General features: G+C 68.6%; 21 protein-coding genes. 17 read left to right on the top strand and 4 right to left on the bottom strand.

Features of this window, described 5'->3' with window-relative positions; translation table 11 throughout:
• Nucleotides 1-5 precede the first annotated feature (5 nt).
• The 6 genes from BSZ36_RS06350 (at nucleotide 6) to BSZ36_RS06325 (ending at nucleotide 4,315) form a co-directional block, all read left to right on the top strand.
• The gene (locus tag BSZ36_RS06350; protein ID WP_094547100.1) at nucleotides 6-941 is read left to right on the top strand and encodes a spondin domain-containing protein; all 936 of its coding nucleotides are present in this window, start codon (nucleotides 6-8) and stop codon (nucleotides 939-941) included.
• 130 nt (nucleotides 942-1,071) lie between these two features.
• Entirely contained in the window at nucleotides 1,072-1,611 is a 540-nt protein-coding gene (locus tag BSZ36_RS06345) for an RNA polymerase sigma factor (protein WP_094547099.1), read from the top strand.
• Complete coding sequence (locus BSZ36_RS06340) at nucleotides 1,608-2,447, top strand: hypothetical protein (RefSeq protein WP_094547098.1); 840 nt, start codon at nucleotides 1,608-1,610, stop codon at nucleotides 2,445-2,447. Before BSZ36_RS06345 ends, BSZ36_RS06340 begins: the two co-directional genes overlap by 4 nt.
• A 4-nt stretch (nucleotides 2,448-2,451) precedes the next feature.
• Nucleotides 2,452-3,021: a DUF4252 domain-containing protein gene (locus BSZ36_RS06335; protein ID WP_094547096.1), complete on the top strand. Its 570-nt coding sequence runs from the start codon at nucleotides 2,452-2,454 to the stop codon at nucleotides 3,019-3,021.
• Nucleotides 3,014-3,622, top strand: a complete 609-nt coding sequence (locus BSZ36_RS06330) for a DUF4252 domain-containing protein (protein ID WP_143536787.1) — start codon at nucleotides 3,014-3,016, stop codon at nucleotides 3,620-3,622. The genes BSZ36_RS06335 and BSZ36_RS06330 overlap by 8 nt, the downstream gene beginning before the upstream one ends.
• 48 nt (nucleotides 3,623-3,670) lie before the next feature.
• Nucleotides 3,671-4,315 (top strand): phenylalanine--tRNA ligase beta subunit-related protein, encoded by a 645-nt coding sequence (locus BSZ36_RS06325; protein ID WP_094547092.1) that lies wholly within the window; start codon nucleotides 3,671-3,673, stop codon nucleotides 4,313-4,315.
• Here the strand turns inward: BSZ36_RS06325 and BSZ36_RS06320 are convergent.
• Together BSZ36_RS06320 and BSZ36_RS06315 are read right to left on the bottom strand one after the other, a co-directional pair.
• On the bottom strand, nucleotides 4,299-6,434 hold the full coding sequence (locus BSZ36_RS06320; RefSeq protein WP_094547090.1) for a T9SS type A sorting domain-containing protein: 2,136 nt from the start codon (nucleotides 6,432-6,434) through the stop codon (nucleotides 4,299-4,301). The genes BSZ36_RS06325 and BSZ36_RS06320 overlap by 17 nt on opposite strands.
• Before the next feature lie 119 nt (nucleotides 6,435-6,553).
• Complete coding sequence (locus tag BSZ36_RS06315) at nucleotides 6,554-7,813, bottom strand: Glu/Leu/Phe/Val family dehydrogenase (protein WP_094551207.1); 1,260 nt, start codon at nucleotides 7,811-7,813, stop codon at nucleotides 6,554-6,556.
• Between the two features lie 477 nt (nucleotides 7,814-8,290).
• Between BSZ36_RS06315 and rpiB the strand changes: the two genes are divergently transcribed.
• The 6 genes from rpiB (at nucleotide 8,291) to BSZ36_RS06285 (ending at nucleotide 15,527) form a co-directional block, all read left to right on the top strand.
• Nucleotides 8,291-8,962 carry a ribose 5-phosphate isomerase B gene (rpiB, locus tag BSZ36_RS06310; protein ID WP_094547088.1) on the top strand — a complete coding sequence of 224 codons (672 nt, stop codon included), beginning with the start codon at nucleotides 8,291-8,293 and terminating at the stop codon, nucleotides 8,960-8,962.
• Nucleotides 8,959-9,612, top strand: coding sequence for a hypothetical protein (locus tag BSZ36_RS06305; RefSeq protein ID WP_094547086.1), 654 nt, complete (start codon nucleotides 8,959-8,961; stop codon nucleotides 9,610-9,612). Before rpiB ends, BSZ36_RS06305 begins: the two co-directional genes overlap by 4 nt.
• A 175-nt stretch (nucleotides 9,613-9,787) precedes the next feature.
• Nucleotides 9,788-11,536, top strand: coding sequence for an amidohydrolase family protein (locus tag BSZ36_RS06300; protein WP_094547084.1), 1,749 nt, complete (start codon nucleotides 9,788-9,790; stop codon nucleotides 11,534-11,536).
• The gene (locus tag BSZ36_RS06295) at nucleotides 11,533-12,876 is read left to right on the top strand and encodes an amidohydrolase family protein (protein WP_094547082.1); all 1,344 of its coding nucleotides are present in this window, start codon (nucleotides 11,533-11,535) and stop codon (nucleotides 12,874-12,876) included. The genes BSZ36_RS06300 and BSZ36_RS06295 overlap by 4 nt, the downstream gene beginning before the upstream one ends.
• Nucleotides 12,873-14,282, top strand: coding sequence for an amidohydrolase family protein (locus BSZ36_RS06290; protein ID WP_218827587.1), 1,410 nt, complete (start codon nucleotides 12,873-12,875; stop codon nucleotides 14,280-14,282). The genes BSZ36_RS06295 and BSZ36_RS06290 overlap by 4 nt, the downstream gene beginning before the upstream one ends.
• 141 nt (nucleotides 14,283-14,423) lie before the next feature.
• Entirely contained in the window at nucleotides 14,424-15,527 is a 1,104-nt protein-coding gene (locus tag BSZ36_RS06285; RefSeq protein ID WP_094547078.1) for a beta-ketoacyl-ACP synthase III, read from the top strand.
• Between the two features lie 103 nt (nucleotides 15,528-15,630).
• Here BSZ36_RS06285 and BSZ36_RS06280 read toward each other — a convergent pair whose 3' ends face one another.
• Together BSZ36_RS06280 and BSZ36_RS06275 are read right to left on the bottom strand one after the other, a co-directional pair.
• Nucleotides 15,631-16,095 (bottom strand): hypothetical protein, encoded by a 465-nt coding sequence (locus BSZ36_RS06280; protein ID WP_094547076.1) that lies wholly within the window; start codon nucleotides 16,093-16,095, stop codon nucleotides 15,631-15,633.
• Between the two features lie 9 nt (nucleotides 16,096-16,104).
• Nucleotides 16,105-16,956, bottom strand: coding sequence for a ParA family protein (locus BSZ36_RS06275; protein ID WP_179271056.1), 852 nt, complete (start codon nucleotides 16,954-16,956; stop codon nucleotides 16,105-16,107).
• Between the two features lie 369 nt (nucleotides 16,957-17,325).
• On the opposite strand from BSZ36_RS06275, the gene trpE reads away from it, so the two are divergent.
• The 5 genes from trpE to BSZ36_RS06250 are packed head-to-tail and all read left to right on the top strand — an operon-like array spanning nucleotide 17,326 to nucleotide 21,582.
• Nucleotides 17,326-18,876, top strand: coding sequence for an anthranilate synthase component I (gene trpE, locus BSZ36_RS06270; RefSeq protein WP_094547072.1), 1,551 nt, complete (start codon nucleotides 17,326-17,328; stop codon nucleotides 18,874-18,876).
• 42 nt (nucleotides 18,877-18,918) lie between these two features.
• Nucleotides 18,919-19,392 (top strand): hypothetical protein, encoded by a 474-nt coding sequence (locus tag BSZ36_RS06265; protein WP_094547070.1) that lies wholly within the window; start codon nucleotides 18,919-18,921, stop codon nucleotides 19,390-19,392.
• A complete protein-coding gene (trpS, locus tag BSZ36_RS06260) occupies nucleotides 19,392-20,480 on the top strand; it encodes a tryptophan--tRNA ligase (protein WP_094547068.1) in 1,089 nt (362 codons plus the stop codon). Before BSZ36_RS06265 ends, trpS begins: the two co-directional genes overlap by 1 nt.
• 44 nt (nucleotides 20,481-20,524) lie before the next feature.
• Nucleotides 20,525-21,151 carry an anthranilate synthase component II gene (locus BSZ36_RS06255; RefSeq protein WP_094547066.1) on the top strand — a complete coding sequence of 209 codons (627 nt, stop codon included), beginning with the start codon at nucleotides 20,525-20,527 and terminating at the stop codon, nucleotides 21,149-21,151.
• Nucleotides 21,148-21,582 carry a four helix bundle protein gene (locus BSZ36_RS06250; RefSeq protein WP_094547064.1) on the top strand — a complete coding sequence of 145 codons (435 nt, stop codon included), beginning with the start codon at nucleotides 21,148-21,150 and terminating at the stop codon, nucleotides 21,580-21,582. Before BSZ36_RS06255 ends, BSZ36_RS06250 begins: the two co-directional genes overlap by 4 nt.
• Nucleotides 21,583-21,586 lie beyond the last annotated feature (4 nt).

The raw sequence follows: 21,586 nt of genomic DNA, 5'->3' as shown, positions 1-21,586 counted from the left end.
GATCTATGCGCCTCGTCCTCTCTCTTTGCCTCGTGTTGCTCTTCAGCGGCGCGGCCCTCGCACAGTCCTCGGCCACCTACTTCGTGACGCTGGAGGCGACCTGGAGCGCGCAAACGCACCCCGATGGGTTTCCCGGCGATCCGCACTTCTCGCCCCTTGTCGGCGCGGTGCACGCTGAGGGTGCGAAGCTGTGGGAGGCCGGCGGGATCGCCTCTGGCGGGATCGAGGCGATGGCCGAGACCGGGAGCACAGGCGCGCTCCACGCCGAGGTCGATGCGCTGCGCGCCAGCGGCTCGGCGCTCCACGTGGTTCAGGGCGGCGGAATTCGCGTATCGCCCGGCTCAGTCGGACTGGAACTCACCGCGACTGACACGCACGCGCTCGTGACACTCGTCTCCATGATCGCGCCCAGCCCGGACTGGTTCGTGGGGACCGAAGGCCTGGACCTGCGCGATACCGAGGGTGCGTGGCGCGCCGAGATCCGCCAACCGCTGTACGTGTGGGACGCCGGGACCGACAGTGGGCCGAGCTACACCTCTGGCGATGCGGACACGGACCCGCAGGAGCCCATCGCGCGCATCGAGGCCGCGCCGTTCGTCGTCGGCGGCACACTCACACCGGTCGGTACGATCACGTTCACGCTTCTCAACGTGGTGGAGACCGAACGCGCTCCAGAGGCCGCGGCGAGCCTCCGCGTGTGGCCACAACCGATGGGGGGGGGCGCCGGGACCGTCGCGCTCACACTCCCCGCCTCTGGCGACGCCGAGGTCGTCCTGTATGACGTGCGCGGGCGGCGCGTCCACGTTCTCCACGACGGGCCTCTGGCGAGCGGCGAAACGGCGCTGCGCCTGGACGCCAGCGGCCTCGCGCCTGGGGTCTACGTGCTCCGCGCCGCGATAGGCGCCGAGGTGCAGACCCAACGCGTCGTGGTCGCGCGCTAGAACGGTGCTTCGGGTTTGAGAGGCCTCTGGCGCAGTCGCCAGAGGCTCTTTTGCGCGAGGACCGGCGGTTTCTCCCAAGGCTGTAACCTTCTCGGAACGGGGTGCGTCGCTGCAGTACCTCACCCCGAAGATGCGCCACGCTACCTCCTCCCTTGCTCCCCAAGACGACCTCGTGCGGCGGCACGCAGACCTCGTCTACCGCGTGGTGCTCAACCTCCTGCGCGACGCCGACGAGGCCGCCGACGCGGCGCAAGAGGCCCTCGTCAAGGTCTGGCGCGGCTGCGCCGAGATCCCCGAAACCAGCCAGCGCGCCTGGTGCTGCCGCGTGGCGCGCAACTGCGCGCTGGACCATATCCGCCGCCGCCGCTCGCGCCCCCAACCCGCCCACGATCCCCAAACGCTGATGGAGCCTCTGGCGGAGACGCCCTCGCCAGAGGAAGACGCCGAAAGCGCCGAGTTCCAGCGCGAGTTGGACCGCGCGCTCGCCACGCTGGACGAACCCTACCGCTCCATCGTCATCCTGCGCGAGGTCGAAGGCCTCGCCTACCAGGAGGTCGCCGACACGCTCGACCTCCCGCTGAACACCATGAAGGTCTACCTGCACCGCGCCAAGCGGCGCCTCCGCGAGGCGCTCGTCCTCGCGGCGCCGGACCTCATCCCGATCCCATGACCTGCCCCGACCGCCCCCACGATCTCGACCTGCTCCTGGCGGGAGAGCCCACGGCTCCCGATGTGCAGACCCACCTCGACGTTTGCGAGACCTGCGCCGCCGAGGCCGCGCTCGCCCGCCGCGTCGACAGCGTGTTCGCCGCCCGCGGCGCCGTCACAGCTCCGCCCGCCCTCATTGAAGCCGCGCTCGCTCAGGCCCGCCGGGAGGCGAGCCGCGAATCCGCCTCTGGCGCTCGCACGCTCGCCGCGGACCGGCCCGCCCGCGCCTCTGGCGCCAGAGGCGCAGTGGCCTCGCGCACCGACTCTCGCCTCTGGCGGGTGGGCGGCGTCACGCTTGCCGCTCTCCTTCTCGCCGCGCTTTCGTGGACGGCGCTCCGCCCGGATTCGACGCCGCAAGAGGCCGTCGTTGCCGAGAACGAGACACCGCTTGCGCCCCCGCCTCTGGCGGACGACTCGCTCGATACGCCGCAGGAAGACGGCGCGCGTCCCGAAGCGCCGCTGGCGCCAGAGGCGGAGACCGCCCCCGAGCCCGACCGCGTGGCCCAAACGCCACGCCCGGCGCCTCGCCGCGTCGCGCCTCGCGCCCCACGCCGCCGCGCTGCTCGCCCCGACTCGTCGCCAGAGGCCCCCGCGCCGCAGCCGACACCCGATACGGTTCAGGATCCGCTCGTCGCGGACGCCGAGCCCACCCCTACACCGCAGGACATCGACCGCGCCCAGGCCGATCTCGAATTGGCCTTCACCCTCATCGCAGGCGCCCAGCGACAGGCCGGCCGGGCCGTCCGCAGCGAGGCCGGCGCGCTCTCCTCCACTCTCGATCAAACGCTTCCCTTCTAACCCGATGAAACGCTATTTCCTCCTGGCTGCCCTCGCGGTCCTCCTCGCGCCTCTGGCGCCTCGCGCCCAGTCCACGTTCGACGTAGCCCGGCTCGACCAACTCTTTGACGCGCAGCCGATGGTGGAGGTCAACCTCCGCGGCTCCCTTCTCAAGCTTGCCGCCGCCGCCGCTGGCGAGGACGAACCCGACGTCGCGATGATGCTGAACGGCCTCCGCTCCGTCACCGTCCGCATCTACTCCACCGACGGGCAGCGCCCGCGCTTCCTCTCCAGCATGAACGGCATCGGGCAGACGTTCGAACAAGACGGCTGGATGACGATGGTCCGCGTCCGCTCCCAGCCGGACTCCCCCAACGACGAAGGCGACGTGTGGGTGTACGTCCTCGACGACGGCGACTCCTTTGGCGGCATGGCCGTCATGGCCATCGCCGACGATGAGGAGGACGGTACCGAAAACGCCGTGTTCGTCCACATCGACGGGACGATCTCCCCCGCCGACGTGGCGCAGCTCAGCAAGCGTTTCGGCAACGTGTCCTTCTCGATGGGCGACGACGAGGGTGAGGACGATGAGTAAGGCTCCCCTCCTCCTGCTCGTCGTCTGCGGCCTCGCGCTTTCGGGGTGCTATTCCTTCGAGATGTCTCGCATCGGCCGCCGCGTCGGCCAGGACATCGAGCGCCAGACCGGCGCGGACGTCGGCGGCGGCATCTCGATGAGCGTCGGCCCCGTCTCGCTCGCCACGGTTCAGCTCGGGGCGTGGGCCTTCGCGCCCGAGTCCTCGAAGATCCCCCGCCAGATCGGGCGCCATGTCGCCAGCGTGAAGTTCTCCTCCCGCCCCATCCGGGGCGGGTTCGACGGACGTCTCATCGAGAAGCCTGCCTATTTGGATCGGTACGAGCGCGGCGGCTGGCACCCCTTCGTGACCGTCCGCGACTCCTCCGCCGCCGTGTGGATCATGCTGCGCGAGCGCGGCCGCAACCAGGAGATCACCAACCTGCTCGCCATCGTCGCCGCCGAGGACAACCTGATGCTCACCAAGGTCAGCGGCAATCTTTCCTCGATGATCCGCGAGGCCATCGCGCTCGGCACCGACGGCGCCTTTCTGGGCGACGCGCTCTCCCAGGCCGGTCTCATCGAAGACGAGGCCCCGGACGATAGCCTAGACGCCGCGCCCTAGACGAGACGCGAGCCTCTGGCGATCTTGCCGCCCCCCGCCAGAGGCTCCATGCACATCGCCGTCTCCGACTACCCCGGCCTCGCCGTCGCCGCGTTCCGCACGTCGTTCCCCGCGCCTCTGGCGGAGACGGAGACGCCAGAGGCCGTGACGGATCTGCTGTCCCTCGGTGCCGACGCGCCTCTGGCGCGGGACGAGGACGTGAGAATGGCCGTGCGCGATCTGCTCCGCGCCAGGGGTTACAAGCCCACCGGACGCGGCAAGCCCGCGAGTGAGTACCTCGTCAAAGCCGCGGAGGGCGGATTCCTTGGCCCCATCAACGCCGCTGTGGACGCGTGCAACGCGGTCTCGCTGCACAGCGGTCTGCCCATCTCGGTCGTAAGCCTGGACCGCGCCGCGGCACCGTTCCGCATCGCCTCTGGCGAGCCGGGTGACGCCTACGTGTTCAACGCCAGCGGCCACGAGATCAAGCTGGACGGCCTGCTCTGCCTGTTCGACGCCAGCGGCCCGTGCGCCAACCCCGTCCGCGACAGCCAGCGCACCAAAACGCACGATGCCACGCGCGAGACGCTGAGCATCCTGTGGGCGCCAGAGGCCCATACGGAGCAACTAAACGAAGCGACGGCGTGGTACCGCTCCCTCCTCGGAGCCTCTGGCGCGCAAACAGAGGTCGTCGGGATCACCGCAGGCGCGTGATCTGCGTCGTGACGGTGGAGGTAGCCGTTTCGGCGCGCACGAGGTAGATCCCGGCAGGCGCGGCTCCGGTCCACGTCACCGTCGCGCCAGAGGCGTGCGAACCGAGGTCTGCCACCTCGCGACCCAGGACGTCGAACACGCGCACGCGCACGGGTCCCGCCTCTGGCGAGACGGCGGTGATGCGGACGGCACCAGAGGCGGGGTTGGGAAACGCTGAGAGCGTGAGTTGTGCAGGCGCCTCTGGCGGTGCAGCTTCGCTCTCCACCGTCACGAGCGGACGCGTGGCCCACACGCCGCGGTCGGTCGCGAGAGCGAGCGTGCCGTCGGTTTCGTCCAGCGCGATGTCGTAGACCGTGCGCCCACTCAGGCCAGTTCCGTACGGCGCCCAGCCAGTCTCGCTGAGGCGCCAGAGGCCACCTTCGCCGCCTGCGAGAAGCGCGCCGCTGGCGTCGCGTTCCAGCACGTAGACGCGCTCGCTCGTGTCCAGGCTGAGCGTCCATGGCTGTCCGTCGATCCGGTGGAAAATGCCCACGTCTGTTCCGACCCACGCTTCGCCCTCGCCAGAGGCGAACGCGAAGGCCTCGCTCACGTCGGTGAGTCCTTCGGAGTCATCGGCCCAGGTCTGGCCGCCGTCGCCAGAGGCCCAGACCGGCGTGGGGAGTGGACGTGGCTCGTAATTCCACTCGTTCGAAGGGCCACTGGCGCCCGCGTAGACGTTCGCGCCAGAGGCGTGAAGCGTGCGCACGTTGTCGAACGGAAGGCGAAGGTCGATATCATACTCGCACTCGTAGAACTCAGCTATCGGGCATAGCGTGACGCCATCCTCGCTCCCGCTTGAATAGAACCCTCCTCGAAACGAGACAACTACAGAGGTCTCGGTTTGCGCGATAGCAAGGCCGAATGAGTTGATGAACACATCCGTGCTAGGCTCCTCTAAATCGACTGCATTTGGAAAGAGTCCACCGCCGACGGGGCTAGGGTCCACCAGTGCAAGAGGCCCGATGGCAGGCACGTCGGCGAGGGTGCGGACGCCGAGTAGGGACCGAGCCGGAATTTCCCACGTCTCTTCCACGATTTCGAAGATGGACTCATCGGTGCTCGCAAACAGCCGCCCATTCAAATACAAAACTTGACGTGTCTCATCAGCAAGGACTCCCGTTTGCGCCCACCTGTCATCCACGCGTACCTCGATTCCTCCCCCGACTTGGGCGGCGTAGCACGGTGGGTCGACCCCACATTCTACCTCTGTCGTCGTCCACAACAGCGGGTTGGCTCCATCGAGCGAGAGCGTTGCTGGTTGAGCACGGAGGTTCGTCAAGGTATCGCCAGAGGCCGCCTCAACGAGTGCCGAGCCGGTGGCGTACACAACAGTGCCACCTTTCGTAGTGACGACGCTGCGCACGTCCCCTCTCGTGACTTCGCGCGGGGACACGGCGTCCTCCGGCCATCGGTACAAGCCGCCTGAGAAGTACCCGATGAAGTTGACATCGCATCCTGCGCGGCCGTACCAGAGTTCACGCCCAGCCACAGCCACCCCGCTTGGCGAACACACACCGATGCTACGCCGGGCCCACGTTCCTCCACCGTCGAGCGTGCGGATAGCGTACACAGACCCCGTATCGAAGCCGCGCCACACAGATACTCCACCTACGCCATCTAGCACTGCGACTCCCCCAATGCGCTCCGACGTTTCCAGCGGAAAGGACAGGTCAGCCCACCTACCGTCTTCGTATTTGAATACAGCGGTCTGAGTAGCGGCCCACAGCGCGTCCCCGCCAGAGGCCAATTGCTCCACCTGCCCGCCGACCGCCTCTGGCGCGCCCCATGAGCGCGCACCATCCGTCGAGCGCCGGATGCCCTCCGCGCCGAACGCGCCGATGAGTTCGCCCTCGTGCTCCACGATCGCCAGAGGCACCGCGACGCCTTCGCGGACGGTCCAACTGAGACCACCGTCGTCGGAGGCGATCAACTGCCCGTCGATGCTGCCGAGAACGTACCCGTCCGCGAGCACGCCGATGAGTTCATGGTCTGTGCGCCAGGGGCCCTGCGCGAACTGAAAGTCGGGCTCCTGCGCAGCAGCGGCGGAGGCGAGGACGAGCCAGAGAACCAATACGCGCATAGATCTGAGAAGCCAGGTGCCTCAGCATAACGTCTCTGGCGAGACCTCCCAAACGCGCCGACGCCAGAGGCGGGGAGGCCTCTGGCGTCGGGATGCGGACAGGTATTGGGCGCCAGAGGCTAGAGCGCGCCGCGGAGCTTCTCGGCGGTGACCACGCGGTCAATGGCGAGCGCGAAAGCGGACTCGCGCATGGAGGCCTCGTGGCGTTTCATCTGCACGGCCACGTCGTCGTAGGCCTTGATGATGATGCGCTCCAACCGGGAGTTCACGTCCTCCTCGCTCCAACGATACTGCTGGAAGTTCTGGCTCCACTCGAAGTAGCTCACGATCACGCCGCCCGCGTTGGCGAGGATGTCCGGAACCACGAGAACGCCCTTTTCCTTTAGGTACTCGTCGGCCTTTGGCGTCACGGGCAGGTTCGCGCCCTCCACGATGAGCTTCGCCTTAACGGTGTCCATGTTGTCGCTGTGGATCGCGCTCTCCATCGCGGCGGGAACCAGCATGTCGCAGTCCAGCCCCATAAAGTCCTCGTGGGCCACGAACTCGACGCCAGAGGCCGAGTAGCCAGCCAGCGTGCCGTCGCCCTCCTCGCGGTTTTTGAAGGCGATGGCTTCTTCGAGGTTGAGGCCGTTCGGGTTGTGATATCCGCCGGAGATGTCGCTCACGGCCGCGACGGTGCACCCGGCCTCGGCGAAGAGGAGCGCGGCGTTCATGCCCACGTTGCCGAAGCCCTGCACGACCACCTTGATCTCCTTGGGGTCCATGCCGAGGTGGTCGCGCGCGGCGGCAAGGCCGACCATGACGACGCCTCGGCCTGTGGCCTGCTCGCGGCCCGGGCTCCCGCCGAGTTCTAGCGGCTTGCCGGTCACAACGGCCGGGTTGTAGCCGTGCTGGCGTCCGTACTGGTCCACGATCCACGCCATCGTCTGCGCGTTCGTGCCCATGTCAGGCGCGGGCACGTCGCGGTTGGGGCCGAGGATGAGGTGGATGCGCGAGACATAGCGGCGCGTCACGTGCTCCAGCTCCATCTGCGTGAGCGTGCGCGGGTCAACGTTGACGCCGCCTTTGCCTCCGCCAAACGGGATGTCGACGAGGGCGGTCTTGTACGTCATCGTTTCCGCGAGCGCGCGGACCTCCAGCTCGTCCACGTGGGGCGAGAACCGGATGCCGCCTTTGAATGGGCCTCTGGCGCCGTTGTGCTGGATGCGGAAGCCGCTAAAGACCGTCATGGTCCCGTCCTCGCGGTGCAACGGCACCTCCACCTTCATCTCGCGGAAGGGTGTGCGGATGAGCGTCCGCCACTCGTCGCTGAGGCCCATGATGTCTGCAGCTTTGTTGAAGTTGCCGGTAGCGATCTCGTAGGCGGAGACCTTGGGCAGCGCTGCGACTGTTGGGGACGAGGTGGGAGGGGGTACGACGCTCATATGAGGTGTGGGTTGGAAGGGCCCCCAAGATCGGTAGCGCTTCCAAGCCGGGCAACCGATGTTTCGACGGGTTCTGGGTTCTGGGTTCTGGGTTCTGGGTTCTGGGTTCTGGGTTCTGGGTTCTGGGTAAAGCTGTCCCTCGCTCGCCTCTGGCGCCAGAGGGTTCCTGGGACCTACCTCCGAGGTCCCCTCTCCCCTCTGGAGAGAGACAGGGTGAGGGCCGGTTCGACCGCCGGAGCCTCTGGCGGGACCCGGTGGGACCCTGAGCGTCGGGGGTGTGCCTCACGCCCTACGGGAGACCGAACGAGCGCCGGAGGCAGAGTGGAGTCAGAGGCAGAGCGGATGGCGCGTGACGCCAGAGGCCTGTGGCGGAACAAACCGGGCCGCGGCCCTCCTCACACCCTCACACCCTCACACCCCGTAGCTTCCCGCATGCCCGGACGCCCCCTTATCTCCGAGCGCCACGTGCGCGACGCCCTCGACGCGGGCGCGACGACGCTCGCTGTCGCCGACGACGCGCTGATCACCGCTCTCGCGCGCGACCTCGCAAAGGACAGCGGACTCACCTTCGTCTCGCCAGAGGCTGAGCGGCCCGCTGCCTCTGGCTCCAGCGGCCCCGTGCCGCCGCCCAAGACGCTCGCCGTCGGCTGCGACCACGGCGGCTTTGATCTGAAAGCGCCGCTCGTCGCGTATGCCCAATCGCTGGGCTGGACCGTCCGCGACGTGGGCACGACCAGCACGGACAGCGTGGACTACCCGGATTTCGCCTTTGCCGTCGCGCGGCTGGTGCAGACCGGCGCCGTCGCCAGAGGCCTGATGATCGACGGCGTGGGCGTGGGCAGCGCGATGGTGTGCAACAAGGTGCCCGGCGTGCGTGCCGCGCTCTGCCCGGACGTGTTCTCGGCGTTCAACGCCCGTGCGCACAACGACGCGAACGTGATCACGCTGGGCTCACGCACGATGGGCGTCGAGTCCTGCAAGCGCATCCTCGCGGAGTTCTTGGCGACGGACTTCGAGGGCGGTCGCCACGCCGCACGCGTCCAAAAGTTGATGGACGTGGAAGCCCGCTTCCTCCCCGGCGACGACTGCGGCTGCCACGAATGAGGCCCGACGCGATCCCGGTCACGCCTCTGGCGTCACGCGCCGTCCTCGCGCCAGAGGACGCGAAGGCGCTTTTCGGCAGCGCATCGCTCCGCGGATCGGAGCGCGTAGACATCATCCGGCTGGGCGAGCCTCTGGCGACGGTCTCGGTGTCTGTTGGAGCGCAAACACGTGTGGAGACCGACAAAGCCATTGCAATAACGGATCACAAAGGCCTCCGGCTCTCCGGCCCGCTCGGCGCCGTCGCGGCGCCAGAGGTCGCGCCCGTCCGCTCGCGACTCGTCGCGCCCTCGGCACTCCGCCGCGCGTGGGGTCTGGGAGAGACCGGCACGCTCGTGCTCGGTCCCATCGCGCTCTCGCTGCCCATAGAGGACGGGACCACGCTGGGGCTGTTCGTAGAGCACACGCTGTGGGTTGGCGCAGGCTCGCCCGCGACCGCGCGCTGGGTGGCGGGCTTGGACCTCGGCATTGAGGCCCCGCGCGAGGCCCCGGCCTCTGGCGCCAGCCGCCCGCTCACCGTCCCCCGCCGCGTGGTGACCGAGACCGACGTGCGCCAGGCGATGCTCCGCCGCCAGAGGCTCACGATCCGGCCGGATCAGATCGTCACGCCGGCTGCGGCGAGCCTTGCACGCGAGCACGGCGTGTTCGCCTAAACCGCGGTCCGAGCCGGCATAGAGGCGCTCGCGGCCCCAAACGCCCCCTCGCCGAGGCCTCTGGCGCCAGAGGCTCGCGCTGCGGTTCGCGACGCCCGGCATCCCTCTCCCATCGCGCGGACCTCCACCCGGCCTTCATCCCGCTATCTTCGGGGCGCTCCTCCCCCATTCCCGCATGATTCGCCCTCTGGCGGTCGCGGCTCTGGCGCTCCTGCTGAGCGCCGAGGTCAGCGGCCAGGTTCTGCGCGGCGGTACTAACGGTGACACGCCCCGGCGTCCCGTTTCTACCGCTCACGCCATCACCAACGCCCGCGTCGTTGTCGCTCCCGGGCGCGTGCTCGACCGCGCGACGGTCGTCATCCGCGACGGCCGCATCGTCGCCGTCCGCGAAAACGCCGACGTTCCGTTCGACGCCCAGGTCATCGAGGGCGACTCGCTGACCGTTTACGCCGGCTTCGTCGACGCCTTCGCCTACGCGGGCGTCGCCGAGCCCGAAGACCCCGAGCGCTACGAGGGCGACCCCGGTAACCCGCCGCGCGAGCGCGCCGGCCTGACGCCTGACCTCGACGTGCGCACGCTCTACGACGCGTCCAAGGCCGAGGTCAAAGCGCTCCGCGAGGCCGGCTTCACCGCCGCGCACCTTGCGCCGCGCGACGGCTTCTTCGCCGGCACCGGCGCCGTCGTCCTCTTGCGCAACGTCGCCAGAGGCGAGGCCGCCGAGATGCTGTTCCTGCCCCAGACCGAGACCGCGATCGCGCAGATCGACCCCGCCCGAGGCGTCTACCCCGGCACCCCGATGGGCGTGCTGAGCATGATGCGCGAGACGGTCGAGAACGCGCGCCGCGAGACCGCGAGCCGGACGGCCTTCCGCCGCGACGCCTCTGGCGCCACGCGGCCGATGTACGACCCCGTCGCCGAGGCGCTCGCGCCCGTTCTGGACGGCGACCGTGCCCTCGTCTTCTACACCGACGGCTGGCTGGACGCGCACCGCGCCATCCGCGTGACCGAAGAGATGCGCATCCCGAACACCGTCCTCGCGGGTGTGCCGGACGTCTCCCCCGTTCTCGCCAAAATCCGCGCCAGAGGCCTATCGGTGATCGCGCCGCTGGCGCTGCCGGATACGGTCAAGACCGACAGCCTGAGCCGCACCATCGCGCTGCCGCCGCCGTCCTCGGCCAACCCGGGCGGCGTGTCCTTTGTGACCGACCGCCGGACGATCAGCTTCCGCGATACGGACGCTGAAAAGGGCGCGCTGACCGCGCAGCGCCTCGCAAGCGTCGGCGCCGCCGAGCGCAGCCCATCGCTGCTCGCCTCTGGCGACGTGGACTTCGCCTTCGGCTCGTTCGAAGCCAAGGGCAAGGACATCCGCGCCAACCTCCGCCGCATGGTGGAGGCCGGGCTCTCGCCAGAGGCCGCGCTCGCCGCGCTCACGACGGCTCCGGCCGAGATGATGGGGCTCAGCGGCACGCTCGGCACCATCGAGCGCGGCAAGCTCGCCAACCTCCTCGTCACCACCGGCGACTACTTCTCGGACTCCACCGACGTGCGCTTCGTGTTCGTCGAGGGCATGCGCCACGAGATCGAGAACAAGCCCAAAGCCGCCTCTGGCGACCCGGACGCGGTCGTCGAGATCGTCGGCACGTGGACGTACGAGATCGAGCTCCCCGGCAGCAGCGAGGGCGGCACGATGACGTTCACCGGCACGCCCGGCAGCTTCGAGGGCACCCTCAGCGCCCAGGGCGAGACGCTCAACCTCTCGTCCGTCGCGCTCGACGGCAACGCGCTCACGTTCTCCTTTACGGCCCCCAACAGCGGCCCCGAGATCACCGTCTCCGGCATCGTGTCCGGCCTGGAGTTCGCGGGCACCGCCGACGTCGGCTCCTTTGGCGCCTTCCCGATCACCGCCACCCGCCAGCCCGAATGATCCGCTCCACCCTTCTGGCGGCTCTCGTCGCCTTTGCCACGCCTCTGGCGGCGCAGACGCCTTCCACGCTCCCCCCCGCCGACGCTAGAGGCTCGGTCCTCATCACCGGCGCGACCGTCCACACGGTCACCAACGGCACGATGGAGAACGCCGACGTGCTCGTGCGCGACGGCAAGATCGACCGCATCGGGCAGGGCCTCAGCGCCCCGCGCGGCGTCGAGACCATCGACGCCAGCGGCATGCACCTCATGCCGGGCATCATCGACGCCCACAGCCACATCGCGCTCTCCAGCGTCAACGAGGCCTCCAACGTCATCGTCGCCGAGGTGCAGATGCGCGACGCGCTCGACCCGTCCGACGTCGGCATCTACCGCGCGCTTGCCGGTGGGACCACGTCGGCGCACCTCATGCACGGCTCGGCCAACCCGGTCGGAGGTGAGAACGAGACTATCAAGTTCCGCTGGGGCACCCTGGACCCGGACGGCCTCATCTTCGAGGGCGCACCGCGCACCATCAAGTTCGCCCTCGGTGAGAACCCGACTCGCGTCCACGGTCAGGGCCGCGGCATTCGTCCGCGCACGCGCATGGGCATCGAGCAGGTGTACCGCGAGGCCTTTACCGAGGCGCGCGCTTACGCCGCCGCGCAAGAGGCCGCCCGCCGCGAGAACCGTCCGTTGCCGCCCATCAACCGGCGCATGGAAACCCTCGCGGACATCCTCAGCGGCGAGGTGTTGGTCCACAGCCACTCCTACCGCTCTGACGAAATCCTGATGCTCCTCGGCGTGCTCCAGGACTTCGGCGTGGAGCGCGTCACGTTCCAGCACGCCAACGAGGCATACAAAGTGGCGCCTGAGCTCGCCGCCGCTGGCGCGAGCGCGAGCGTGTTCAGCGACTGGTGGAGCTACAAGTTCGAGGTGTACTACTCCTCGGCTTACAACGCCGCCATCCTTGCCAAGAACGGCGTCCGCACGTCCATCAACAGCGACGACGCGGGGATGATCAGGCACCTCTACCACGAGGCCGCCAAGACGCAGCGCTACGGCTCCCTCTCAGACGACGAAGCCCTCGCGCTGATCACCATCAACCCCGCCTACCAGCTCGGCATCGACGACCGCGTCGGCTCCATCGAGCGCGGCAAGGACGCCGATCTCGCGCTGTTCTCCGCGCACCCGCTCTCCGTCTACGCCGTCGTGGAGAAAACGCTCGTAGACGGCGTGGTCCGCTTTGACCGCGCCCGCGACGGCGACGACCAGCGCCTCTACGTGGACCCCTCGGAAGAGGTCATGGACACGTCCGCGCTCCTCGTCCGCCACTCGGACGGCTGCATGGTCCTCCGATGACGCGCCGCTCCCGCTTGCCTCTGGCGCCAGAGGCCCCTTCCCTCGTGCTCTCACGACGCTCCGCTTCCATGCGACTGATCGCTCTCGCCTTTCTCGTCCTCGCCAGCGGCCTCGCCTCTGGCGCCGCGGCTCAGGACCCGTCGTACCGGTACGAGACCGGCACGTACGCCATCACCAACGCGCGCATCCAGACGGTCACCAACGGCGTGATCGAACGAGGCACGGTCGTGATCCGCGACGGCGAGATCGAGGCCGTGGGTTCCGGCGTGCAAGCGCCGGCCGATGCGACCGTCCTAGACGCCAGCGGCCTGACGGTCTACCCCGGCATGATCGACGGGGGCACGAGCATCGGCCTGACCGAGATCAACTCAGTCGAGGTCACGGTCGACAACAACGAGATCGGCGACATCGTGCCGCAGGTAAAGGCGTTGACCGCGGTCAACCCGTCCAGCACGCACATCCCGGTGACGCGCGTCGGCGGCGTCACGCACGCCGTCGTGAAGCCGAGCGGCGGCGCGATGCCCGGAACGGCCGCCCTCGTTCACCTCGTGGGCTACTCGCCCGCGCAGATGGACGCCGGCTTCGAGGCCGTTGTGGTCAACTTCCCCCGCAGCGGGCGCCGCGGGCGCTTTGACCGCCGTACGGACGAGGCCATCAAAAAGGCCAACGAAAAGGCCGTCGAGACCATCGACGAGTTCTGGGCCGAGGCCGTTCGCTACGCCGCCATCGACTCCGCTCGGACCGCCTCTGGCGCCCGCGAGCCGCTCCCCTACGCGCCAGAGGCCGCGGCGCTGCTCCCCGTCCTGCGCGGCGTGACGCCGCTCATGGTGGAGGCCAACTCCGCCGCCGACATCACGGCGGCGCTGAAGTGGATCGAGGAGAAAGGCGTCCGCGCCGTTCTCACCGGCGCCGCCGAAGGATGGCGCGTCGCGGACGAGATCGCGGCCTCTGGCGTGCCGGTCATCACCGGCCCGAGCACCGGCCTGCCGACACGCGCAAGCGACCGCTACTCCCGCGCGTATGAGAACGCTGGCCTTATGCACGCTGCTGGCGTGACCGTCGCGCTCCGCTCGGACGAGAGCGAGAACGTGCGCAACCTTCCGTTCCAGGCCGGCTTCGCCGCCGCCTACGGGATGCAGCACGGCTACACGGCGCAGGACGCGCTCGAATCCGTGACCATCATCCCCGCTCGGATCATGGGCCTGGACAGCCAGATCGGCTCCATCGAGGTCGGCAAGCGCGCCAGCCTCTTCGTGGCCACCGGCGACCCGTTCGAGCCCGCCACGCAGATCACGCACCTCTTTATCGAGGGCGTCCGCGTGCCGATCGACAGCCGCCACATCCGCCTCTACGACGAGTACCTCGACCGCGAGCCTGCGCTCTCGCTGCCCGGCGAGCCTCGCTAGCCTGCGGCGCCAGAGGCGCGCACCTGTTTCCGGCCTCTGGCGAGTCGTTTCGTCAGAGGCCGGGCTGTGTCTCGGCCCCTCGCGGGCGAACCCCTGGCCGCTTCTTAGGTTGACCTTCCTTCCGCGATCTCCCACCGCGCTATGAAACCGCTCTACTCCAATCTCATCGGCTGGGGCCACTACGCCCCGGAACGCGTCGTCACCAACGACGACCTCGCTCAGATCGTCGACACCTCCGACGAGTGGATCCAGTCCAGGAGCGGCATCAAGGAGCGGCACTTCGCGGCGGAGAACGAGGCCACGAGCCACCTCTGCATCGAGGCGTCCAAGCGCGCGATGGACGTCGCGGGAATCGGCGCGGAGGATCTGGACCTGATCCTGATCGCCACGTCGAGCCCGGATTATCTGGTGCCGCCCGTCTCCAGCCAGATCCAGCACGCCCTGGGCGCTAAGTGCGGCGCGATGACGCTTGTCGTCGGTTGCACAGGCTTCGTCTACGGGCTCGTCACCGCCGAGCAGTTCATCAAGACCGGCGCCTACCGGACCGTCCTCCTCGTCGGTGCGGAAACGATCTCGAACTACCTCGACATGACCGACCGCACCACGTGCGTGCTCTTCGGGGACGGCGCGGGCGCCGTCGTGCTCCAGGCAACGGAGGAGGACTGCGGGATGCGCGCCTTCGAGCTCGGCTCGGACGGCGCAGGCGCCGAGGCCATCATCGCGCGCTCCCCCGGCACGGCGAACCCGGTTTCGCAGCGCGTGATCGACGAGCGGCTGCACTACCTGGAGATGAACGGTCGCGAGGTGTTCAAATTCGCCACCCGCACGATGGGCTCCTCTCTGATGCGCGTGATGAAGGAGTCCGGGCTCTCGCCAGAGGACATCGACTTGTTCGTCCCCCACCAGGCCAACGCGCGCATCATCGAGTACGCCGCCAAGGAGTTCGGCCTGCCTGATGACAAGGTGGTCGTGAACGTGGACCGCTACGGCAACACCTCGGCCGCGAGCATCCCGATCGCGCTCAGCGAGGCGCTCTCCGACAAGCGCGCAAAGCCCGGCGATACGCTTGCCTTCGTCGGCTTCGGAGCCGGCCTGACGTGGGCTTCAGCCATCTTTACGCTCGGGTCCATGACCGCCGAGCCTCGCCAACAGCGTGGGGAAGCCTCGGCCTCTGGCGACGGCGCGGAGGGGGACGCGGATTCCGTTATCGGATCGCGCGGCGAAGTCCAGGGCTTGATCGCCTAAACCGCTGGAAGGCAGGTGAGCCGCAGCCGCGAGGCGCGGCCACCGTTCCACCTTTGTAGAGCCGCCAGAGGCGGCTGGACGGAACGGCCTCTGGCGCCAGAGGCTAGCCCGGCATCTCCTGCTCGACGACGACGAGCAGCGAGCCGCGTGCGCCCTCGGCGGTCGGGAAGCCGGCGGTCGTGGCGACGCGCCAGCCGGAAGCGAGGAGGTCGTTGAGTTCCATGAGGTCGGGCACGTTGCCCTTGTCCCACGTGATCACGAGCGCTTGCTGGATGGCCTTGCGGCGCCCTGCCGCGGGCTTGCTCGCGCTCGGCATCGGCGGCAGGAGCATCTCGTGGACGGCGCTCCGGGGCTCCGGCTGCGGCGGCGCGCTCTGCTGAGGCGCGCTTTGCGACGGCGGCGCGTGCGCGGACGCGGCGGCGGGCGGAGGCGCGGACCTCGCCGGAGGCGGCGCCAGCGCGATGGACTCCATGGGCGCGAACATCGGGTCCGAAAGATCGGTGTCGGCCAGGATCGGGTCCGACATCCGGTCAACGTCCTCGAAGAGCGCGGCGAAAGGGTTGCTCATCGTCTCACCCTAGGCTGGCTGCCCCGCGGGAGGCGCGGGCGTTGTGAGCTCCTCAGCGGCACGCTTCGCCTTGGCACGCGTGACGGCTTCGGCGAGTTGAGTGATCCGCTCGATGACCTCGTCGGCGAGCGCCGCGTATTCCAGGGCCCCTGGCGTGGACGCGTCGACCTCAAACACGGTCTTGCCCTGCAGGGGCGCCGTTTCCAGCTTGGGGTCGGGGTGAATGATGGTGCTGAACACGCGGGCGCCGTAGCGCTGCGTGATGACCTCGGCGGCCATCCTCACCTCGCGCTTGTCCATATCAGCGCGCGTGATCGCGATGCCGAGGACGGGCGCCATGCGCCCGACACCGGAGTGGATGTGCCGCAGCATCTCGCCAAACGAGATCAGCCCCTCGATGGAGAGGTAGGACGGCACGACGGGGATGATGAGCGCGTCCCCGGCCATCACCGCGTTGATCGTCAGCAGCGAGGCCGACGGGGGGCAGTCCAGCAAGATCAGGTCGTAGTCCTTCCGTGCCGGCGCGAGGGCAGCGCGGAGGCGCGTGACGCGGTCGGCCATGCGGCCGAGGCGGAGGTCCGCGCTCGCGAGGTCCATCGAGCCCGGCACGAGGTCGAGCAGCGGCACTTTCGTTTGGACGGCGGCCTCCGAGACGCTGACGTCACCGAAGATGACCTGTGCCGAGGAGACCGCGAGGTCTGACCGCTTGAGCCCGAGCGTGAGCGACGCCGACGCTTGCCCGTCGAGGTCGACGATGAGCGTGCGCCGGCCGGCGAGTGCGAAGGCCGCGGCCAGGTTCACGCACGTCGTGGTCTTACCCACGCCGCCTTTGTTCGTGATGACTGGGAGGATCTGAATCATGAGGGGCGTTCTCGTAACGGTTGGGGGCATCCCGTTACGTGAGTCAGGACGTGGAGGCGGAAAACGTGGACACCGGGGCCTCACGCAAACGTCGGACCAATTGGGCCGCCTCCCCCGCACTTTGCCTCTGGCGCGCAGAAATAATCGCCGCAGTGGCTCCGCCTGGGGCGTGGGCGGGATCGCCAGAGGCCCGTTGCCCCCGCCCGGCCGCGCGCGTAGTTTGCCCGCATGACGACCGACACGCTCCGCGCCTGGACCTGGTGGCACCCCGCTTCTGCGATGGGCGCTCAGTCCCGGCACGCCTGACGGCGTCCTGCTTCCGACCGAGAGCCCTCTGCCTAGCAGCGGGCTTTTTTTATACCCCTTCCCGTGACTTTCGACGCCTTCCAGAGCTTCGTCTCTGACCACCTCCCCTCGGCGATCGCCAGAGGCCACCGCCTGGCCGTGCCCGTGTGGTCGCGGCGGTCGGCGGACCTGCTGACGCCCGTCAGCGCGTTCCTGTCGCTACGAGAGCCGGGGACGTTCGGCTTCCTGCTGGAAAGCGTGGAGGGCGGCGAGCGGCTCGCGCGGTACTCCTTTCTCGGGAAGCGCCCGTACCTCGTCATCGAATCGCGCGGGGGGCGCTCCCTCATTCACCGGCCGCCGGGCGCCTACACGGGCGACGGGGCTCCGCACGCCGTGGAGTGCGTGGACGAGTCCGCGTTCGACGCGCTGGGCGCGATGTTGGAAGGCGTGGATCAGCCCACCGTCCCTGGCCTGCCGCGATTTACCGGCGGCGCGGTCGGCTTCGTGGGGTACGACGCAGTCCGGCAGGTTGAAGCCATGGGCGTGGGGCCGCCGGACCTGTTGGGCCTCCCCGACGGCGTGTGGGCGTTCTACGACCTCGTCGCCGCCTTCGACCACGTCCGCCACCAGCTCGTTCTCATGGCGACGGTCTTCCTGGACGTTGAGACGGATCTCCGCAGTGCGTGGGAGGAAGCTCAAGACCGGCTTCTGGCGCTCGAAACGGACCTCACCGCGCCAGCGGCCCCTGGCGACCCGATCCGGCTGTTGGGCGAGCCGTCGTCCAGCGTGGAACGCGGGGCGTACGAAGCCGCGGTCCGTACGGCCAAGGATCACATCACCGAGGGCGACATCTTTCAAGTCGTGCTCTCGCAGCGATTCGCGACGCCGTTCGAGGGCGACTCTTTCAACCTGTACCGCGCGTTGCGACAGGTGAACCCGTCCCCCTACCTCTTCTACGTGGACGTGGACGGTCTCGAAGAGGACGGCTCGCAGTTCACTCTCGTGGGCTCCAGCCCCGAAGTCTTGGCACGCGTGGACCCACGCGGGACCGACCGCCGCGCCGAGGTCCTCCCCATCGCCGGAACGCGCCCGCGCGGCGCGACACCAGAGGCCGATCAGGCGCTGGCAGACGAGCTTCTGGCGGACGCCAAGGAACGCGCCGAGCACCTGATGCTTGTCGACCTCGGGCGCAACGACCTCGGTCGCGTCTCCGACGTGGGCTCGGTTCGGCTGGAGCGCTACGCCCAAGTGGAGCGCTACAGCCACGTGATGCACTTGGTGAGCAGCGTGACCGGCGCCGTCGGCGAGCGCAAAGCGACCGACGTCCTCGCAGCGTGCTTCCCTGCCGGAACCGTGAGCGGGGCCCCCAAGGTTCGCGCGATGGAGATCATCGACGAGTTGGAGCCCATTCGCCGCGGCCCGTACGCGGGCGCCGTCGGCTACGCCGGCTTTGACGGCGCGTTGGACACCTGCATCGCGATCCGCACCTTCGTCGTCAAAGACAACACGGCCTACGTGCAGGCCGGAGCGGGCGTCGTGGCCGATAGCGACCCGGCGGCCGAGTTCGACGAGACCCGCCACAAAGCCGCGGCCCTGATTCAGGCGCTCCAGACCGCCTCTGGCGACCTCCTCTAGCCTCTCGCGCCAGAGGCCTCACTTTCCCTCCCCCTTACGACCATGTTTCCTGTTCTCCGGCCGATCCTCAACAAGGGCGGCGCTGGCAACTACATCTCCCGCGAGGAGTCCGTCGACCGCCTCGTGCCCGTCGTCGCCGACCAGCTCGGCCTCTTGCGCGACTACGACTACGTCGCGAAGCGCCTCGACGCGCCCGCCGTGCGCCAGCGCTTCGAAGAGGTAGTCCTGCCCAACGTCCGCACCGAGCTCAACAAGCTGTACGAGACCATCTTCTCGCTCGGTGGCAGCGCCCCGACGGGTGCGGACATGGACTGGTCCGCCAGCGGCCTTGATGGCAACGACACCGACTCCCTCAAGACGCTCTTGGAGCGCGACCGCGCGTTCGGAGACCGCCTGCGCGATGAGGTAGAGGCCGTCCACCACCAGGAGCGTACGCGCGCCATCCTGGGACACAACGCGGACAAGTCCAACGACCGCCTGAACATGCTCCGCGCCTTGCTCGCCGACCTCGGATAATGGAGGCCGCTCCCACCACGTCCGCGTCGCCAGACGCGCCCTCGCCGGACGCGCCTTCGCCAGAGGCCTCTGGCGTGCCGTCGCTCCTCTCGGGCATCCAGCCCTCGGGGACGCTGCACATCGGCAACTACTTCGGCGCGATCCGGCAGCACATCGCCAACGCGGCGAACACGGAGGGGCGCACCGACGCCTTCTTCTTTATCGCCAACTACCACGCGCTGACCTCCTTGCGCGATGCGGAGCGGCTGAGGCAGCTCACGTTCGACGTCGCGCTGGACTACCTCGCGCTGGGCTTCGACCCGACGAACGCGCACCTGTTCGTGCAGAGCGACGTGCCGGAGGTGACCGAACTGACGTGGGTGTTTCTCACGCTCACGCCGGTGAGCCAGTTGGAGAAGGGCGTCTCGTACAAGGACAAGGTGGCGCAGGGCCTCTCGGCAAACGGTGGACTTCTGGCGTACCCGATCCTCCAGGCCGCTGACATCCTCGCCTACGGCGATCCGAGCGCGCCTGTCCTCGTGCCCGTCGGCGCCGACCAGAAGCAGAACATCGAGATCGCGCGCGACCTCGCCATCCGCTTCAACAACGTCTTCGCGCCAGAGGCCGAGCCCATCCTGCCCGTTCCCGAGGCGCGCATCATGGAGGAGGTCGCCATCGTGCCCGGCATCGATGGGCGCAAGATGTCGAAGAGCTACGGCAACACGATTCCCATCTTCGAGGAGGGCAAGGCGCTCAAGAAGATCATCATGTCCATCGTGACGGACTCGACGCCGCTGGAGGACCCGAAGGACCCGGAGACCGACAACGTCTTCGCGCTGATCAAGCTGTTCGCTGGGGGTGATGAGGCCGCTGAGATCGCGGAGAGCTACCGCGCGGGCGGCTACGGCTACGGCCACGCCAAAAAGGCGCTTCTCGGGATGGTCGAGAAGCAGTTTGCGGAAGCGCGCGAGCGCCGCCGCGAGCTAGCGGCGCGTCCGGACGACGTGTGGGACGTTCTCCGCCAGGGTGCGACCGCCGCGCAAGAGGCCGCCGCCGCCACGCTTTCCCGCGTCCGCGAAGCCACCGGCCTCGCCACCACGATCCGCTAATCCCCGGCCTCTGGCGCCAGAGGCCCGGCCACCACGGCGCTCCCATGATCCTCGTCATCGACAACTACGACTCGTTTACGTACAACCTCGTCCACCTGGTGGGCGCGGAGACGGACCAGATGCGCGTCGTCCGCAACGACGAGATCACGGTCGACGACGTGCGCGTGATGGACCCGGCGGGCATCCTCATCTCCCCCGGCCCGGGCCGACCGGCCGACGCGGGCATCACCGAGCCGGTCATCCGCGACCTCGGCCCCACGACGCCCATCTTCGGCGTCTGCCTCGGGATGCAGGCCATCGGCGAGGTCTACGGCGGCGACGTGGTCCACGCGCCGGCGCTTATGCACGGCAAGACGAGCCGCGTCCGCCACGACGGCTCGGGCGTCTTCGAGAACGTCGAGCCCGACTTTGTCGCCACGCGCTACCACTCTCTGATCGTGGACCGCGCGACGCTCCCGGAGCCTCTGGCGGTGACGGCCGAGAGCGCCGAGGACACCAGAGGCGAGGGCATCATCATGGGCCTTCGGCACAAAACGCATCCCGTCTGCGGCGTCCAGTTCCACCCGGAGAGCGTCCTCACCACGGAGGGGCCGAAGATGGTGGCGAACTGGGTGCGGGCCGCGCTCGCGCGGGCGGGTACGGGGTACGAGGTACAGGGTACGTCGTCGTGAGCGGCTTCAAGCGCTTTGAAGACATCCAGGCATGGCAACTCGGGCGCGAGCTGACGCGCCGTGTGTACGAGGTCACACGCGAAGGCGCATTCTCGCGAGACTTCGGGCTTCGCGATCAGATCCAGCGCGCGGCTGTCTCCATCACCTCCAACATCGCTGAAGGCTTCGAGCGCCGAAGCCCTGCCGAGTTCGCACGGTTTCTCTTGATCGCCAGAGGCTCCTCTGGCGAGGTCCGCTCTCAACTCTACGCTGCTCTCGACCTCGGCTACATCGACCGAGAAACGTTCGATGAGCTCTCGCGCCTCGCGTCTCGGATTTCAGGCGCGACCGGGGCTCTCGCCCACCACAATCGCAACCGCACGGGTCGTGTCTCTGAAGACGAATCCGACCTGTACCTCGTACCCGGTACTCCGTACCCCACCACAGAATGAGTTC

The organism is Rubricoccus marinus, assembly GCF_002257665.1.
In the GTDB taxonomy this organism is placed as follows: Bacteria; Bacteroidota; Rhodothermia; order Rhodothermales; family Rubricoccaceae; genus Rubricoccus; species Rubricoccus marinus.
Note: the sequence above shows the minus strand (reverse complement) of the source record. Positions and strands in the feature narration are given on the sequence as shown.